Raw genomic sequence first — 16,208 nt, 5'->3', positions numbered from 1 at the left:
AGGCCACGGGGGCTCGACGCGGCGGCGGCCGGACACCAAGTAAGAGGGCTCAGGACGAGCCGGGAGAGAATGCAATGGTTTCCGCTGCCGAGCAGCTTGCCGCAAACCTCAACCTTGGAGCCTTCTCCAAGGCGCAGGATCTGAAGAACCGTATCTGGTTCACGCTGGGCGCGCTGGTCATCTATCGCCTCGGCACCTTCATTCCGATTCCCGGCGTCGATGCGGCGGCCTTTGCTGAGGCCTTCCGCGCGCAGTCGTCGGGCATCCTCGGCATGTTCAACGTCTTCGCCGGCGGCGCCGTCGAGCGTATGGCGATCTTCGCCTTGAACATCATGCCCTACATCTCGGCATCGATCATCATGCAGCTCATGTCGTCGATGTCACCGAAGCTCGAGGCGCTGAAGAAGGAAGGCGAATCGGGCCGAAAGCAGATCAACCAGTACACGCGCTACCTGACGCTCGTGCTCGCCGCATTCCAGGCCTACGGCATCGCCATCGGCCTTGAAGGATCGCGTTCGCAGATGGGACCCGCCGTCGCCGATCCCGGCTGGTTCTTCCGCGCCACCACCGTCATCACGCTCGTTGGCGGCACCATGTTCCTGATGTGGCTCGGCGAGCAGATCACGCAGCGCGGCGTCGGCAACGGCATCTCGCTGATCATCTTCGCCGGTATCGTCGCAGGCCTCCCGTCCGCCATCGTCGGCCTGTTCGAGATGGCCCGCACCGGCGCCCTCTCGACGTTCCTGCTGCTCGCCTTGCTCGTTCTGATGCTGGCCGTCGTCGCCGCCATCGTCTTCATCGAGCGCGCGCAGCGGCGATTGTTGATCCAGTATCCGAAACGACAAGTCGGCAATCGCATGTTCCAGGGCGATGCCTCGCATCTGCCGCTGAAGCTGAACTCCGCGGGCGTCATTCCGCCGATCTTTGCCTCGTCCTTGCTGCTGCTGCCGATCACAGCGGCGCAATTCTCGTCTGCGCAGGGCGGCGGCCCCGAGTGGCTGCAGACGCTGGTTGCCTCGCTGGGCGCCGGCCAGCCGCTGCACATCGCGATCTATGTCTTTCTGATCGTCTTCTTTGCGTTCTTCTATACGGCCGTCGTCTTCAACCCGAAGGACACCGCCGACAATCTGAGGAAGCACGGTGGCTTCCTGCCCGGCATCCGCCCCGGTGAGAAGACAGCCGAGTATATCGATTATGTTCTGACCCGCATCACCGTCGTCGGTGCCATCTACCTCGCCGCCGTCTGCGTCATGCCGGAAATGCTGACTGCCTACGCAGGCGTGCCCTTCTATTTCGGCGGCACCTCGCTCCTGATCGCGGTCAGCGTCACGATGGACACCGTGGCCCAGATCCAGAGCCATCTCCTTGCGCACCAGTACGAAGGCCTGATCAAGAAGGCGAAGCTTCGCGGCGCCACGACGCGCGGGGGACGTAGATGAAACTGATCCTTCTGGGGCCTCCGGGCGCCGGTAAAGGCACACAGGCAGAGGCACTGGCCAAGCGCCGCGGTCTGATCCAGCTCTCCACCGGAGATATGCTGCGCGCCGCCGTCAAGGCCGGCACCGAGATCGGCCGCAAGGCCGAGTCGATCATGAAGAGCGGCGGCCTGGTGCCGGACGAGGTCGTGATCGGTATCATCGCAGAGCGCATCGGCCAGCCCGACTGCGCAAACGGGTTCATCCTGGACGGCTTCCCGCGCACGCTGAAGCAGGCGGCCGCCCTCGACGAGCTGTTGGACTCCAAGGGCACGATCCTCGACTTGGTGATCGAGCTCAAGGTGGACGACAACGCATTGCTGTCCCGCATCGAGAAGCGGGCGAGCGACACCATCGCAGCGGGTGGCACGCCGCGCGCCGACGATAACGCCGAAGCTCTGAAGACGCGCCTCCTGGCCTACTACCGGGAGACGTCTCCGCTCATCGGTTACTATTTTGCCCAGGGCAAGCTCCGCACCATCGACGGCATGGTGCCGGTCGAGGAGGTTGCCCGCGAGATCGACGCCCTGCTTGACGCCTAGAAGCTTGAGGAAAGCCTCCGGGCCACGGTTTGGGAAAAGATGTCACAAGAACAAGGCGCAGGTTGACGAAGGGTTATGACCAAGCTACAACACCGCGCTTTCGAGCACGATGGAACGGAAGGCCTGCTCCGTGCGGCGATCTTCGCCCGGATCAGGTTGATCCGTGTTTTTTCGTTGCAAAACAGATAGATGGCCGCCTCGCGGTCGATTTGAAGAAGCCTCCAGGAGACGGAAGTGGCCCGCATAGCTGGTGTGAATATCCCGACGCAGAAGCGCGTTCTGATCGCGCTTCAGTACATCCATGGCATCGGGCCCAAGTTTGCTGAAGACATTTGCAAGCGCGTCGGCATTCCCGCCGAGCGTCGCGTCAATCAGTTGACCGACGCCGAGGTGCTGCAAATTCGCGAGACCATCGACCGCGACTATGTCGTCGAGGGCGATCTGCGTCGCGAAGTTGGCATGAATATCAAGCGCTTGATGGACCTCGGCTGCTACCGTGGCCTGCGCCACCGCAAGGGCCTGCCGGTCCGCGGCCAGCGCACGCACACCAATGCGCGCACCCGCAAGGGCCCCGCGAAGCCGATCGCCGGCAAGAAGAAGGCTTAAGGACGCAACAGGCCGCTCGCGGTCGCAGAGGTTGGGCCGTCTGACGGCCATTGGATTTGGCCCGCTGGGCGGGCATGAGGAGTTTCGGTTTCATGGCGAAAGAGCAGGCACGAGGCAAAGTCCGCCGCCGGGAGAAGAAGAACATCACTTCCGGCGTGGCGCACGTGAACGCCTCGTTCAACAACACGATGATCACCATCACCGACGCCCAGGGCAACACGCTCGCTTGGTCGTCGTCGGGCACCATGGGTTTCAAGGGCTCGCGCAAGTCGACGCCCTTCGCCGCCCAGATGGCTGCCGAGGATGCCGGCAAGAAGGCCATGGAGCACGGCATGAAGGTGCTCGAGGTTGAAGTGTGCGGCCCCGGCTCCGGTCGCGAGTCGGCGCTTCGCGCGCTGCAGTCGGTCGGCTTCCAGATCACCTCGATCCGCGACGTGACGCCGATCCCGCACAACGGCTGCCGCCCCCGTAAGCGCCGCCGCGTTTAGTACCAGCGGGCCGAGGCTTCCCTGGACGGGTGATTAAGCGGCGCCACGCTCCCGTCTCCGGCCTTGAGCCCATCCTCTGTTGGAAGCGTGCTGCCTTGGGCGAGGCGGCATAGAGAACCGCTACGAGGACCCCCCGTGACGAACGTATTGCAAAAGAACTGGCAAGACCTGATCAAGCCGTCGAAGCTCGAGATTACGTCGGGCCGCGACCGCACCCGCACCGCCACCATCGTCGCCGAGCCGCTCGAGCGCGGCTTCGGCATGACGCTCGGCAACGCGCTGCGCCGCGTGCTGCTGTCCTCGCTCCAGGGCGCGGCCATTAAGACCGTGCAGATCGACGGCGTGCTGCACGAGTTCTCCTCGATCCCCGGCGTGCGCGAGGACGTGACGAACATCGTCCTCAACATCAAGGAGATCGCGCTGCGCATCCACTCGGATGGCGTCAAGCGCATGGTGCTGAAGAAGGAAGGCCCCGGCCCCGTCAAGGCTGGCGATATCGAGACCGGCTCCGACGTCGACGTTCTAAACCCCGAGCACATCATCTGCCACCTGGACCAGGGCGCGCAGATCCGCATGGAGTTCACCGCCGACATGGGCAAGGGCTACGTGCCCGCCGAGCGTAACCGCCCGGAGGATGCACCGATCGGCTTGATTCCGGTCGACAGCCTCTACACGCCCGTGACCAAGGTCTCCTACAAGGTCGAGAACACCCGCGAGGGCCAGATCCTCGATTATGACAAGCTGACCATGACCATCGAGACCGATGGTTCGGTGAAGGCGGAGGACGCCGTCGCGCTTGCCGCCCGCATCCTGCAGGATCAGCTTGCCGTCTTCATCAACTTCGAGGAGCCGAAGAAGGCCGTCGAGGAGAGTCGCCATCCGGAGCTCGCCTTCAACGCCGCGCTCTTGAAGAAGGTGGACGAGCTCGAGCTTTCGGTGCGTTCGGCCAACTGCCTGAAGAACGACAACATCGTCTACATCGGCGACCTGATCCAGAAGACGGAAGCCGAGATGCTGCGCACGCCGAACTTCGGGCGCAAGTCGCTGAACGAGATCAAGGAAGTCCTGGCCGGCATGGGGCTGCACCTCGGCATGGAAGTGCCGAACTGGCCGCCGGACAACATCGAGGAGCTGGCAAAGCGCTTCGAGGACCAGTATTAGGACCATGATCGCTTCAGGCCCTATCGGCCTGAAGCGTGAATCATCGGTCCAAATGTAAGTCTGGCGACGGGCGGCAGGTAATGATCCTGCTGCTCTTTGCCCACTAACGAGGTGAGGCCAAAGAACCTCCCCGTAACAACCTGAGAGAAAGAGAAAGCTATGCGCCATAAGAAGTTGGGCCGCCGTTTCGGCCGCCAGAGCGCGCACCGTCAGGCTATGTTCTCGAACATGGCGGCCGCGCTCATCAAGCACGAGCAGATCGTGACCACGCTGCCGAAGGCCAAGGACCTGAAGCGCGTGATCGACAAGTACATCACGCTCGCCAAGCGTGGTGACCTGAACTCGCGCCGTCTGGCCGCCGCGCGTCTGCGCGACGAGGACCAGGTCAAGAAGCTCTTCGACGTGCTCGCCCCGCGCTACAAGGATCGCGCCGGCGGTTATTCGCGCGTCTTGAAGGCCGGCTTCCGCTACGGCGACAGCGCCCCGCGCGCCGTGATCGAGCTCGTTGACCGCGACACCTCGGTCAAGGGCGCCGAGGACAAGGCCCGTCACGAGGCCGAGAAGGAAGCCGCAGAGAACGCCTGATCCGGCTCCGATCCAGAATTTGAAACGGCCCCAAGGCAATGCCTTCGGGGCCGTTTTGTTTTATCGAGGCGCTTACGCTAGGCAACCAGCGTCGAAGGTTGCGCCGTCTGCGCCTCGAAAAGCGCCTTGAACTCCGCGATGCCGAACGTCGCCACGGTATTGAGGTTCTCGTCCAGGATTTCATAGACGAGATTGCCGACGTTGCGGTTGCTGAAGAACGCGATCACGTCCTGGTCACCGCCGCCCTCCGTGTGCGGCTCGCCGTCCGCCTTGCCCGAAACATAGCTGCCGACCGGGCGAATCTCCTTCAGCGTTCCATCTGCGCGATAGATGCGCAGCTCCCCCTGCAGCACCAGCGTGATGTAGTCCGCCTTGTGTCGGTGGAGCGCAATTCTCGCGTTCGCGTCGAACTTGAACAGGATGTCGACGATCCGCTTGGCCTCATCCACCGCGCAGATGTGATACGCGATATGGTCGAAGCCTTCGATGGTGTTCCAGTGGACGTTGCGAACGTCGAACGGAAGTGTCGTCATGGGCTTTCCTTTCTCTTCCTCCCCGTGACGCCCCGCTGCCGCGGCTTCTGCCGCCCGCTTTCCCGAGGCGTCACGCCAACGTGACTTGTTCGTGCGGGGGCCGCTTGCCATTTTGCGCCATAGAACGCGCCGTCGATTTCGCAGATGAACCATGGCAACGCGGCTTTCCGGCGTCACCAGAGCAAGCTCGCTCGGCCCCATTTCCGAGTTTATGGATCGGCACGGCGGCTCCATTGCGCGCGTACTGCGCGATGTCGATCTGCCGTTCGCGCTTCTTGATCAACCCGAGATCATCGTCCCCTTGCGCGAGCAGTTCCGGCTGCTTGAGCGCGCGGCGCGCGAAACAGGCGACGCCTGTTTCGGTGCGCGTCTAGGGCAGGCGGTCAGCAGCCCGAACTTGAGCGCATACGGCGCCTGGGTGTGCTCCGCCGACACACTGCGCCAGGCCATGCGGCGGGCGCACGCGGGGCTTGGCACGATGCTGCAGACCTCGACCAATCTCTACGTCGCGCGTGAAGGCACCAGCGTGCGCTGGTCTATCGAGTTCGTCGAGCCCGAGACGGACGGGCGTCACCATAACGAGCTGCTCGGCGTGGGTTACATGATGGACCTGATCCGAGTCTATGCCGGGCCGAAATGGCGTCCCCACGTGGTGAGGACGGCGCTTCCCGTCGGCACGCCCCGCCGAGAGCTCGAGAGCATCTTCGCCACCAACGTCTCCAATGGGCACGCCATGGCATCGATTACGTTCGATGCCGCGTTGCTCAACGCCAGCCGGCACCGCGTGGCGCAATCCACCGCTGGAGAGCAGCCGCAGGCCGAGCCGCCCGTTCCGAAGAACGGCGATACGCTGGCAACGTTCGCGACCGTTGTGGAGCTTGCCTTGCATGAGGGCTATCCGCGCATCGACTGGGTGGCCGAGAAGCTCGGCACCACGCGCCGCTCGCTGCAACGGTTGTTGAGCACCCAAGGTACGAGCTTCAACGCGCTCGTCGAGGACGTTCTCTACCGTCAGGCCAAGAAGCTGCTGGCCGATGCAAGTCTGCCGGTCATAGATATCGCTTTGCGCCTCGGCTATACGGACCCCGCCCATTTTACGCGTGCATTCCGCCGCTGGGCCGGCGTGACACCTACAACCTATCGCGTGTCGCATTCTGCTTAGGCTGGGCTTCAGAGCGCCCTCTTCAGCGAGAACGCCCGGTGCTGATAGATGACGTCAGAGACCTTCCATGCACCAAGCCGTGACCGATCGAGGACCATGTTCTGCATTCCTTGCTGAACTGAAATCCATCAGGCCCAAAGGGCATCCGAGAGAATTTTCTGCAGCCGAGGATCCTCCACACGGAAGAAGGCGGCTTCGATCCGCTCAGTAACATCTGGACGCATCAGGAGCTCGCCGATCGCAACCGCCTCAATGTTATACGCGCGCTCGAGGTAAGCGGAATGCAGAGAGAACCGCTCTCCCGCCCATGAGACGCGCTCTCGCAAAGCGGCCATCCGCAGCATCCCATGCGGCAAGGGCGCGGCCGATGTCGCCGTGGGCTGTGACAATCAAGGTAAGCACGTCGACAAGATCGAACTTCAGCCGCCAACCCACCGGCCATTTTACAAGATCGAGTTTCCGCACGCTTGAAACGATCAGATCCTGGAAGAAACGATCGATGATCTCGGCCTCGGCTGCCGGCCACTCATCGCGCCACCTCGCATGTGCGAGCCGTCTGAGGCAGTCGTCGATGTGCATGTCGAAGGGCGAGGAATTGAGCGCGATGAGTTCAAAGTAGCGTGGCAGGAAATAGCGCATGTTGTCCGCTACGATCTCATCCCAGCCGTGGGCCGAGTCCGTGTATTCGGCGAGTAACTGATAAGGAATTTCGCGTAACGGCGTGCGAATGAGGCGCCGCTCGCTTTCCGCGGAGACACAACAATTGCAGTTGCAGACAATGAGAGCGCCATCGAGCCGGTAGCCGCCGAACACGCGGTAGGCATCCTCAATCGTTGTTCGCAGTTCAGGCGTCATGCCCGCAAGAAGAGGGCAGCCCGCGCCGCTTGACAAGTGCGCGCGGGCGTATGAACTAAAGCTCTAGCGAGCGGCGGACCTCGAACACTTCCATGATGCGCGCACCGCGATGCGGACCGTCGCAGACGAACGTCCACCGCCCCTCGGTGAACGTATCGCACATCTTGACGCCCTTGATCAGGATCCAGTGCCCTTCCTTGCCTTTGTGAATGGCCAGGATGTAGTGGGCCCAGGCGTTGCGCGGCTTCTGCATCCACGTCCACACCGTGGGCCGCTTCTTGCGCTCGAGGGGCATGAAGGTCTCTTTGAGCACCATCTCGAAGCCATAGACGGCGAGCGCGCCTTCAACCTCGTCGGCATAGGTGCCCTTGACGCGAAAGCGCAGGTCCGCCGGCAGGTTGCGATAGGCGTTGACGGCCGCTTCCACCTTGCTGATCGGGTAGCCTGTGATGGCGGACAACACATAAGGGCCGCAGAACGCCACACGCCCCGTGTCGTTACGGGCGTCATTCAGCGACGACGTGATCGGCGGTGGGAAGCTGTCGAAATCGGACATCTGCGGCACGGGAACGGAAGAGTTAACGAACTGTTGCCCCAAACGGTTACTGAAACGTTAATTTCGCCCCACCATGCTGTTGGCGCCCACCGAGCAGACCGTATCGACGTTCTCCCGATGCACACCCTCGTAGGGCTCGAAATAGGTGACCCAGCCGTTCGCAAGCGGTCCGCGGATCAGCTCCTTGAGAGGCGCCTCGCGCAGCTCCGCGTCCGTTTTACAGCGGATGAGGCTGCGGATGTACTGCTGCGTGGCCCGATTGAAACCGCGATTGTAGCCGCCCTGCTCAATGATATCCGGGGCACCATGGTTCGGTAGGATGCGGGCGGGCGCGAGCTTGTCGAGGCGCTCGAGGTCGACGAGATGCAGCGGCAGGCTGTCGGGCTCCATGACGTAAGTGACGGTGTCCTCCATCGTGTCGCCCGCGAGCAGAATGCGCTCGTCAGCCCACCAGATCACGGCCGCGTCGTCGCTATGGATGTTCGCCTCGATCAGCTCGAGACGAATGTCGCCAAGCTCGAAGGTGAGGGAACCCGTAAACCCCCGCGTCGGGAGAATGAGCGGAGAGATCGCGGGCGGGCCTTCGAGGGTGCCGGCCTCGATTGCCGACTGACGCCGCTTTAGGTGCTCGGCGGTCCGGTCGGTTGCGATGATCGGGCTGTCGTCGAACGCCACGGTGCCCGCAACGTGGTCGAGGTGCCAGTGGCTGAGCAACACGGTGAAGTCCGTAACACCCGCCTCCCGCGTGAGAATTTCGCGGATGGCCGTGGCGTGCGCGACCGAGACGTGCGTATCGCAGACGAGTGCCTTGTGGCCGGAGACGATGGCATAGCTCGCGATCCCGAGCGCCAGCGCGCCTTCGTCGATCCAGTTTTTCTGCTCGGCGAACCGGTAGCCGGGAACGCGGCCGTCGTAAAACGCGTAGATGGCCGGATGTGGCCTGAGAACGCGCAAGTGTCCGGTCATTCGCTCCCCTCTAGCTCCGATGCTGATCGCACCGCATTCGCCGCGGCTTCGCGCCGAAGCCCGCGTTACATCCGTATCTCTAGCATACGTTAGCGGAAATGGTGCGGCGCAAGATGCGTCACGGCGGGGCAGCCGAGGGTTTCCGAAAGAGCGTTGGCGAGATCCTCGGTGGTCTCCGCGGTGGCGAAGATGCCGCCCGTCTCGTCTGCCAGGCAGCGCTCGACGAACGCGCTCCGGACGCCGGACATGGACGTCAGCCGGTAGCCGATCACGTGCACGGTCACGCCTGGATGCTGCAGCTTGAGTTCGAGCGCGAGCTGACACGCGTCGCCCCCGCACGTGTCCCTTCCGTCGGTGAGGGCGACGATAACAGCCGGCTTCTCGCCGTGACGCAGGAGATCGACGGCCTGCCGCACGGAGCTGGTGAGCGCGGTGCGCCCCTGAGGACGCAGCCCGTCCACCATCGCCATGATGCGATCGCCTGCATTGGCTGAGGGCGGGAGCCGCAACGTCACGTTGCGGCACGTGTCGTAGTTTGGCCCAGGCCCGTAGACGATGAGACCGAGACGTCGCGCCCGCGTCGCGGCCGGCAGCACCTTGACGAGCGCTTGGCGCACGCGATCGAGCCGTGACGGCGCGCCGTCGGGAAAGTCCGTCGCCGCCATCGATCCCGAGGCATCGAAGACGAGCATGGCATCGTCGAGGCAGGACGGTTTCGTCTGCTGCGCGATGACGAGGCCGGACGAAACGAGGAGCAGCGCGAGCACGCCAACTACGTGGAGAGTGAAGCGGGAAATTTGCACCAGGCGGCCTGCCGAAGCTCTTGCGTTGCGAGCCCGCATTACAGGCCGGGCCCGCCGGAGCGGCAACGGCTTTGCGCCGATGACACGGCCTTGTGAAGAAGCGCGAGCCGGATGTTCGCGTGCCGCTTGCCAATCTTCCCGCGATGGTACGGGCAGCCGGCCGAGCGCGCAGCTAGCTCCAGCGGCGGTTGCTCCACATCCACTGTTCCGGCGCTTCCCGAACCCAGGCCTCGAACTGCTTCTGCATCTCGACCATGATCCAGCGCACGTCCTCGCCGATATTGCGGGTGCGCGGCACGCGCAGCTCCCGGATTTCGATCTCGAACCGGCTCGATGTGCCGACGCGCTTGCAGCGCGACATCCAGATCCGGCTGCCGACGCGCCGGGCGATCATGGCGCCAATGGCCTGCGTTTTCGCATCCTGCCCGAAGAACGACACCGCCAGGCCCGTGCGGTCATAGAGATCGCAGACGAGGCCGAGCCGTCCGCCGCGGCGCACGAAATCGGTGAGAATGCGCGCGGTCTTCTGGTCGTCGCCGTGCTCGCCCTCGACCTTGCCGCGCCCGAACAGGCCGCCGGGATAGAGGTTGCGCCGTTGCCAGCGCAGGTAGCGGTCGATGTACGGATTGTTGACCGAGCGATAGACGGCGGCCGGGTTGGCGCGCGCCTCGACGAAGGGCCAGATCGCGAGCTCCCAGTTCCCCATGTGCAGCGAGACGCCGATTGCGGGCCCGAGCTTGTCCTTATAGCGGCCGAACAGGCGCTCGGAGACGATGTGAATGCGCGACGGATCCTGAATCAGGCGGTCGATCTGCATCGTCTCGACCATGACGCGGCCAAGGTTCTCCCAGTGCGCCATGCAGATTTCGAGACGCTCTGCGTCCGATTTCTCCGGGAACGCGATGGCGAGATTGGCAAGTGCACGATTGTGGCGCTTGGGATTGATGCGCGGCGCCAGCACGCGCCACGCGCGGGCGGAAAGACCGGTCGCTGTCTCGAGCGGCAGCAAGCCGACGAGCCCCGCGATAAATCGCAAGAGCCCGTACTCGAGGCGGAATTGCAGGTCGCGTGCGAAGCTGATGTGGTCGGCGGACATTATGTTCCTGGAGGGCGCGGCTGAGCGCGTGCGCGTCGCGTCGGAAGGTCGTTATTCCCGATGCCAACTGTCGCGAAGGTCGTCAAGCGGCGGAATCGCGAGGCGCTGCCGGACGAGCGCGCTCGGCAAGCAGCCGCGCACCGTCCGGCATCAGCAACGCGGGCAACGTCCCGGAGGGTTGTAGCCCTTCCCGGATGGCAAGCCGGCGCAGCGGCGCGACGGCCTTGAGGGCCACGAGGCCAAGCCCCCGCACCAGGTGGATCGGCAGTACACCTGAGATCAGCGAGCGGTTGAGGACGTCGACCGTGGCGATTCGGGAGCCGACGTCTCCCCGCCGCCCGGCACTATAGGCCTCAAGCGTCTCCGCGCCGCCGGGATCGCGCCCCGCAGCCAGGGCGGACGCGACGCACTCGGCGAGCGTAGCCGCATCGCGTAGGCCGAGATTGAGCCCCTGCGCGCCGATCGGCGGAATGACGTGCCCCGCCTCGCCCAGAAGCGCGATCCGATTCTGGCCGAACGTGTTGGCGGTGAGCCCGGACAGGGGAAACATGGCGCGCGGAGTGACCTCGCCGATGCTTCCCAGCAGGCCTTGCAGCCGCCGCTCGAGGGCCTCGCGGAACGCCGTATCGTCAAGGGCGGCGAGGCGCTGGGCCTCGCCCGGCCGCTCGACCCAGACCAGACTGGATCGAAGTCCCGGCAGGGGCACGGTCGTGAAGGGCCCAGCCGGCCGGTGAAACTCCGTCGAGATGCCGCGGTGCGAGCGGGTATGGCGGAAGGTGGCGACGACAGCCGCTTGCTCGTAGCGCCAGGAGCGTGTGGCGATGCCGGCCGCAGCCCTGCACATCGAGTTGCGCCCGTCGGCGCCGGCAACGAGCCGAGCCTCGAACGTTTCACCCTCGCGGCTCAAGAGCCGCACGGCTTTGGCGCCCGGCTCAACCCGGTCGATTCCAGCCGTCTCGAGCACCGTGATCCGGCTGTCAGGAGCCGCGGCGGCGGCCAGCAGCGCCGAGACGAGGGCATGATTGGGCACGTTCCAGCCAAACGCGTCCAATCCCACCTCGTCCGCGGTGAACACGACCTCCGGCGCCCGCAGGAGCGCGCCGGTATCATCGATGATGCGGATCGCCCCGATCGGCGCGCTATGCGGTTCGACAGCCGTCCAGGTGCCGACGTTCTTCAGAAAGTCGATGGACCCTGCAAAAAGGGCGGCCGTCCGGGTGTCGGCCGCGTGCCCCAGGGGACGGTGCGGCGGGGCCGCCAGCAACACATCAGCGCCCGCCTTCGCGAGGCCGAGGGCCGTGGCCACGCCGGCCGCCCCCCCGCCGACCACGGCGGCTGTGTAACTCGCACGTGTCATGACGCCTCGTCCCCTTCTTGCGGATAAAGACTCGCACATCGTCAGTCTCTCGGCAAATGCGCGAGTCTGATGCCTGTCGGCGAGGAGCGCTGAAGCTGATCCAAGTCATAATGTCACAAATCTGTCATGAAATGTGTCCGTGCAGATATCGTTTGAATGCTTTCGTTGCGGAGCCATCACGCATGAGCTTATCAAAACTGTCATAATGCCTTTTGATATTTACGAATTACCCGTGCCTGCGCTTATCTGCGGCTGTCCACGGCGGTGGGGCAGGCCTGTTTACGTGTGCGTCTGTCCAGCTCTGCTGAGTGGTGAGGGTCAATGAAGTGCTCGTGCCGTTGCGTGGCGGAGCAGAATTGAAAAGGGAACTGGGCATGGTTGGGGGTTTCAAGATGACAGCGGGACGGCTGTCGCTGCTTGCAGCGGCTGGTCTTCTGCTGGTGGGGGGCACATCGGCCCAGGCTGCCGATCTTGGCGGTGATTGCTGCGCAGACCTCGAGGAGCGCATTGCGGAGCTCGAGGCCACGACAGCTCGCAAGGGCAACCGCAAGGTGAAGCTCGAAGTCTCCGGCCAGGTCAACGAGGCCGTGATCTTCTGGGACGACGGCTTCGAGGACAACGTCGGCGTGTACACGAACGACGCTTCGCGCACGCGTTTCCGCTTCAAAGGCGACGCCAAGATCAACGACGAGTGGAAGGCCGGTTACCTGCTCGAGGTCGGCGTCCGCGGCGCCAACTCGAAGCGCTTCAACCAGGACAACCCGACGGGTGGTCCGGACAATACCGGCCTCGATCTGCGTCACTCGACTTGGTACATTGACAGCAAGCGCCTCGGTCGTGTGTGGATCGGCCTGACGGGCGGCGCTGGTGAGAGCATCACCGAAATCAACGTCGCTGGCACCGGCGACGTCGCCAAGTACTCGGACGCCGAAGACTTGGGCGGCGATCTGGCACTCCGCCGATCCAACGGTGACTTCTCGAATGGCCCCACACTTGGCACCGGCGCGATTTCCATTCGTCGCTTGATCCGCGCTGGCACGGGCAACCAACCGGGCGAAGGTCGCCGCTACAACATGGTGCGTTACGACACGCCGGAGATCTTCGGCTTCGTCGGAACCGCCAACTGGGGCGCTGACGACACCTGGGAAGTCGGCCTCCGTTACAAGGGTGAGTTCGCAGGCTTCAAGATGGCCGCTGGCATTGCTTACGGTGAGGCCACCGAGCAAACGGGCACGGGCCACACGGTTGGCTTCGAGTGCGCAACCGGCAGCACGCTGCCCGGCGGGCGTCAGCCTGAGTGTCATCAGTTCGGCGGCTCGATCAGCGTCATGCACGAAGCGACTGGCCTCTACACGAACTTCGCGGCTGGCATCATGACCGACGACCGCATTCGCGAGATCATCGCCAACGCTGAGGAAGACCACAAGTTCTGGGCGATCGAGGTCGGTATCCAGCAGAAGTGGATCCCGCTCGGCAAGACCACCGTCTTCGGCCAGTACTACAACAACGATGGCGGCACCTTCAGCTCGTCGTCCGCCACATTCGGCGGAGCCAACCCGGCTGATCGCGTCCTTAACTCGGAACTCGACATCTACTCGCTCGGGATCATGCAGGGCATCGACGCGGCTGCGATGAACATCTACGCCATGTACCGTCACGTCGAAGCCGAGGCGAACAGCGTCGGCGGCGAGCACGTCCAGTTCGAAGATGTCGACCTGTTCATGACTGGCGCCATCATCAAGTTCTAATCGTCGGGTTCAGTCTGGCGATAAACGAGGAGCCGCCGCAAGGCGGCTCCTTTCGTTTTGGTCACACGACGGAGGTCCCGGTTAGGCGCGGCGGCACGTCGCGCCTAAGGGCGAAAGTGAGGCCACAAACCGGCCGTTGCCGGGAAAAGTGGGGGGCAGGGCGCGAAATCGAAAATATGTGGTGGAACGGCAACATGGCAGCGCAACAACACTCAAGGCAGGAAACGTTCATCCCGGCTTAAGGCTACCGGGAACATTCTTGTCAGAGAGAGGCCGAGGCCTCATCTTCGCGAGTCAGAAGAGTGGCACCGGCGGGGACGCAATGAAGGTGTGGGGTTACATTGGTATTGGGTTGGCGCTGGCCTTGGCCGGCTCGTCTGCCCTTGCCTTCCAGGAGCAGGGCGCAGCCGCGCCTGTCGCGCCGCCGGCACCCTCCGAGGTCAAGCCGGTTGCGCCGGCCGAGAAAGGGCTCGACCTTTCGACCCCGGGCGTTCAGGGCGCACAGGAAGACGCTGGAACCGAGGTGCGTATTCCCGGTCTCGGCAAGCTCGGCGTTTTGCCTAAGATGGATTTCGGCCTGGAGCTTCTCTACGGCGCCAACGAGAGCCGGCAGCCCGATCCCGTGGAGCAGCAGATGCCCGAGGATTTGACGGTCCGCGGCACACTCAAGCACAATTTCTAAAGCCTGTTCCGATAGGTAAGACCAAGGGCCCCGAAGGGGCCCTTTGCCGTTTTTGCCCTATGGACGTCGTCATGCTGCTTCCGTATTGCTCGGGTCTAAGCACGTGATCGCCGTCGGCGGCATCCGATCCGCCGCCTAATACGAGATAGACGCGCCCCCGCGCGTTCCGGCAGAAGGGCAGAAAGCATGCGCATTGCTGTAGTGGGCTCCGGATATGTTGGCCTCGTCTCCGGGGCGTGCCTCGCTGACTTCGGACACGAGGTCACGTGTATCGATAGCGACGAGAGCAAGATCGCAGCGCTGAAGCGTGGCGTGATCCCGATCTACGAGCCGGGCCTCGAGCAGATGGTCGAGCGCAACGTGGAAGCCAAGCGCCTGCTCTTCACCACCAGCCTCGAGGAAGGTGTGAACAAGGCCGAGGCGATTTTCATCGCCGTCGGCACGCCCTCGCGCCGCGGCGATGGCCATGCGGATCTCTCCTACGTCTATGGCGTCGCGCGCGATATCGCGCGCAGCATCCGCCGCTTCACGGTCGTGATCACCAAGTCCACGGTGCCCGTCGGTACGGGCGACGAGGTCGAGCGCATCATCCGCGAAGCAAATCCCGATGCCGACGTCGCTGTCGTGTCCAACCCGGAGTTCCTGCGCGAAGGCGCGGCCATCGAGGACTTCAAGCGTCCGGACCGCATTGTTATCGGCATCGAGGACGAGCGCGCTCGCGCGGTGATGACCGAAATCTATCGGCCGCTGTATCTCAACAAGGCTCCGCTCCTCTTCACAGCGCGCCGCACTTCCGAGCTGATCAAGTACGCGGCCAACGCCTTCCTGGCTTTAAAGATCACCTTCATCAACGAGATCGCCGACTTGTGCGAGGCGGTTGGCAGCAACGTGCAGGATGTCGCGCACGGCATCGGCCTCGATAACCGCATCGGCGGCAAGTTTCTGCACGCCGGGCCAGGTTACGGCGGCTCGTGCTTCCCGAAGGACACTCTGGCCCTCGTCAAGACCGCGCAGGACAACGGCAGCCCGCTGCGGCTGATCGAGACGACCGTCGCCGTCAACGATCAGCGCAAGCGCGCCATGGCGCGCAAAGTCGCCCGCGCCATCGGCCACGACATCCGCGGCAAGACGGTTGCGCTGCTCGGCCTGACCTTCAAACCCAACACCGACGATATGCGCGAGAGCCCGGCGATCGCCATCGTGCAGGGCCTGCAGGATGCCGGCGCGACCGTAAGGGCGTTCGATCCGGAAGGCATGGAAGCCGCCAAGAGCTGCATTTCCGACGTCACATACGGAACAGATCCCTACGACACAGCCGCAGGCGCTGACGCGCTCGTGCTGGTGACCGAATGGGACGCTTTCCGCGCGCTCGACTTCCCGCGTCTGCGCGAGTTGATGAAGGAGCCGCTGTTCGTCGACCTGCGCAACGTCTATCGGCGCGATCTGATAGCCCGCCACGGTTTCCGCTACATCAGCGTCGGGCGCCCGCGGGAGGATATACCCGTCGCATTGAGCACGGCGGCTGAGTGAGCCGCCAAGGTTGAGGCCCGGCGGCGAACTACGCCGCCGGGCAGTTGACCCGATATATTCACG

Annotated in this window: 17 protein-coding genes; 10 read left to right on the top strand and 7 right to left on the bottom strand. The window is 63.8% G+C overall.

The annotated features are described in order from the left end of the window. The first annotated feature begins 74 nt into the window (after positions 1–74). From secY to rplQ, 6 genes are all read left to right on the top strand, one after another. Positions 75–1,439 (top strand): preprotein translocase subunit SecY, encoded by a 1,365-nt coding sequence (secY, locus tag CS1GBM3_RS06385; protein WP_072392888.1) that lies wholly within the window; start codon positions 75–77, stop codon positions 1,437–1,439. Then, the gene (locus CS1GBM3_RS06380) at positions 1,436–2,017 is read left to right on the top strand and encodes an adenylate kinase (protein ID WP_072392883.1); all 582 of its coding nucleotides are present in this window, start codon (positions 1,436–1,438) and stop codon (positions 2,015–2,017) included. The genes secY and CS1GBM3_RS06380 overlap by 4 nt, the downstream gene beginning before the upstream one ends. A gap of 234 nt (positions 2,018–2,251) precedes the next feature. Beyond that, positions 2,252–2,623 (top strand): 30S ribosomal protein S13, encoded by a 372-nt coding sequence (gene rpsM, locus CS1GBM3_RS06375; RefSeq protein ID WP_072392880.1) that lies wholly within the window; start codon positions 2,252–2,254, stop codon positions 2,621–2,623. Positions 2,624–2,715: 92 nt separating this feature from the next. Further along, positions 2,716–3,111: a 30S ribosomal protein S11 gene (gene rpsK, locus CS1GBM3_RS06370; RefSeq protein WP_072392877.1), complete on the top strand. Its 396-nt coding sequence runs from the start codon at positions 2,716–2,718 to the stop codon at positions 3,109–3,111. Positions 3,112–3,246: 135 nt separating this feature from the next. Continuing rightward, the gene (locus CS1GBM3_RS06365) at positions 3,247–4,272 is read left to right on the top strand and encodes a DNA-directed RNA polymerase subunit alpha (RefSeq protein ID WP_072392874.1); all 1,026 of its coding nucleotides are present in this window, start codon (positions 3,247–3,249) and stop codon (positions 4,270–4,272) included. Between the two features lie 159 nt (positions 4,273–4,431). Next, positions 4,432–4,857 (top strand): 50S ribosomal protein L17, encoded by a 426-nt coding sequence (gene rplQ / locus CS1GBM3_RS06360; RefSeq protein ID WP_072392871.1) that lies wholly within the window; start codon positions 4,432–4,434, stop codon positions 4,855–4,857. A gap of 77 nt (positions 4,858–4,934) precedes the next feature. Here the strand turns inward: rplQ and CS1GBM3_RS06355 are convergent, their stop codons facing one another. Beyond that, positions 4,935–5,390 carry a cupin domain-containing protein gene (locus tag CS1GBM3_RS06355; protein ID WP_072392868.1) on the bottom strand — a complete coding sequence of 152 codons (456 nt, stop codon included), beginning with the start codon at positions 5,388–5,390 and terminating at the stop codon, positions 4,935–4,937. A 151-nt stretch (positions 5,391–5,541) separates the two neighbouring features. Between CS1GBM3_RS06355 and CS1GBM3_RS06350 the strand changes: the two genes are divergently transcribed. Beyond that, the gene (locus tag CS1GBM3_RS06350) at positions 5,542–6,552 is read left to right on the top strand and encodes an AraC family transcriptional regulator (protein WP_072392865.1); all 1,011 of its coding nucleotides are present in this window, start codon (positions 5,542–5,544) and stop codon (positions 6,550–6,552) included. 255 nt (positions 6,553–6,807) lie between these two features. On the opposite strand, the gene CS1GBM3_RS06345 is transcribed toward CS1GBM3_RS06350, so the two are convergent. The 6 genes from CS1GBM3_RS06345 to CS1GBM3_RS06320 all read right to left on the bottom strand — a co-directional run bounded on the left by CS1GBM3_RS06345 (position 6,808) and on the right by CS1GBM3_RS06320 (position 12,185). Further along, entirely contained in the window at positions 6,808–7,407 is a 600-nt protein-coding gene (locus CS1GBM3_RS06345; protein ID WP_072392862.1) for a hypothetical protein, read from the bottom strand. 55 nt (positions 7,408–7,462) lie between these two features. After that, the gene (locus CS1GBM3_RS06340; RefSeq protein ID WP_072392859.1) at positions 7,463–7,963 is read right to left on the bottom strand and encodes a hypothetical protein; all 501 of its coding nucleotides are present in this window, start codon (positions 7,961–7,963) and stop codon (positions 7,463–7,465) included. 57 nt (positions 7,964–8,020) lie between these two features. Further along, positions 8,021–8,929 (bottom strand): MBL fold metallo-hydrolase, encoded by a 909-nt coding sequence (locus tag CS1GBM3_RS06335; RefSeq protein WP_072392856.1) that lies wholly within the window; start codon positions 8,927–8,929, stop codon positions 8,021–8,023. 89 nt (positions 8,930–9,018) lie between these two features. Then, complete coding sequence (locus tag CS1GBM3_RS06330; RefSeq protein WP_171946434.1) at positions 9,019–9,732, bottom strand: vWA domain-containing protein; 714 nt, start codon at positions 9,730–9,732, stop codon at positions 9,019–9,021. Positions 9,733–9,904: 172 nt separating this feature from the next. Next, on the bottom strand, positions 9,905–10,828 hold the full coding sequence (locus CS1GBM3_RS06325) for a lysophospholipid acyltransferase family protein (protein WP_072392853.1): 924 nt from the start codon (positions 10,826–10,828) through the stop codon (positions 9,905–9,907). Positions 10,829–10,910: 82 nt separating this feature from the next. After that, positions 10,911–12,185: a UbiH/UbiF family hydroxylase gene (locus tag CS1GBM3_RS06320; RefSeq protein WP_072392850.1), complete on the bottom strand. Its 1,275-nt coding sequence runs from the start codon at positions 12,183–12,185 to the stop codon at positions 10,911–10,913. 392 nt (positions 12,186–12,577) lie between these two features. On the opposite strand from CS1GBM3_RS06320, the gene CS1GBM3_RS06315 reads away from it, so the two are divergent. The 3 genes from CS1GBM3_RS06315 (at position 12,578) to CS1GBM3_RS06305 (ending at position 16,145) form a co-directional block, all read left to right on the top strand. Continuing rightward, complete coding sequence (locus CS1GBM3_RS06315; protein WP_083567282.1) at positions 12,578–13,933, top strand: porin; 1,356 nt, start codon at positions 12,578–12,580, stop codon at positions 13,931–13,933. A 322-nt stretch (positions 13,934–14,255) separates the two neighbouring features. Then, positions 14,256–14,615: a hypothetical protein gene (locus CS1GBM3_RS06310; RefSeq protein WP_072392844.1), complete on the top strand. Its 360-nt coding sequence runs from the start codon at positions 14,256–14,258 to the stop codon at positions 14,613–14,615. A 186-nt stretch (positions 14,616–14,801) separates the two neighbouring features. Then, positions 14,802–16,145: a UDP-glucose dehydrogenase family protein gene (locus tag CS1GBM3_RS06305; protein ID WP_072392841.1), complete on the top strand. Its 1,344-nt coding sequence runs from the start codon at positions 14,802–14,804 to the stop codon at positions 16,143–16,145. Positions 16,146–16,208 lie beyond the last annotated feature (63 nt).

Origin of the sequence: Hyphomicrobium sp. CS1GBMeth3 (assembly GCF_900117455.1) — a bacterium.
Classification (GTDB): domain Bacteria; phylum Pseudomonadota; class Alphaproteobacteria; order Rhizobiales; family Hyphomicrobiaceae; genus Hyphomicrobium_C.
The sequence above is the reverse complement of the archived record's forward strand: the minus strand, read 5'-3'. Positions and strand labels throughout refer to the sequence as shown.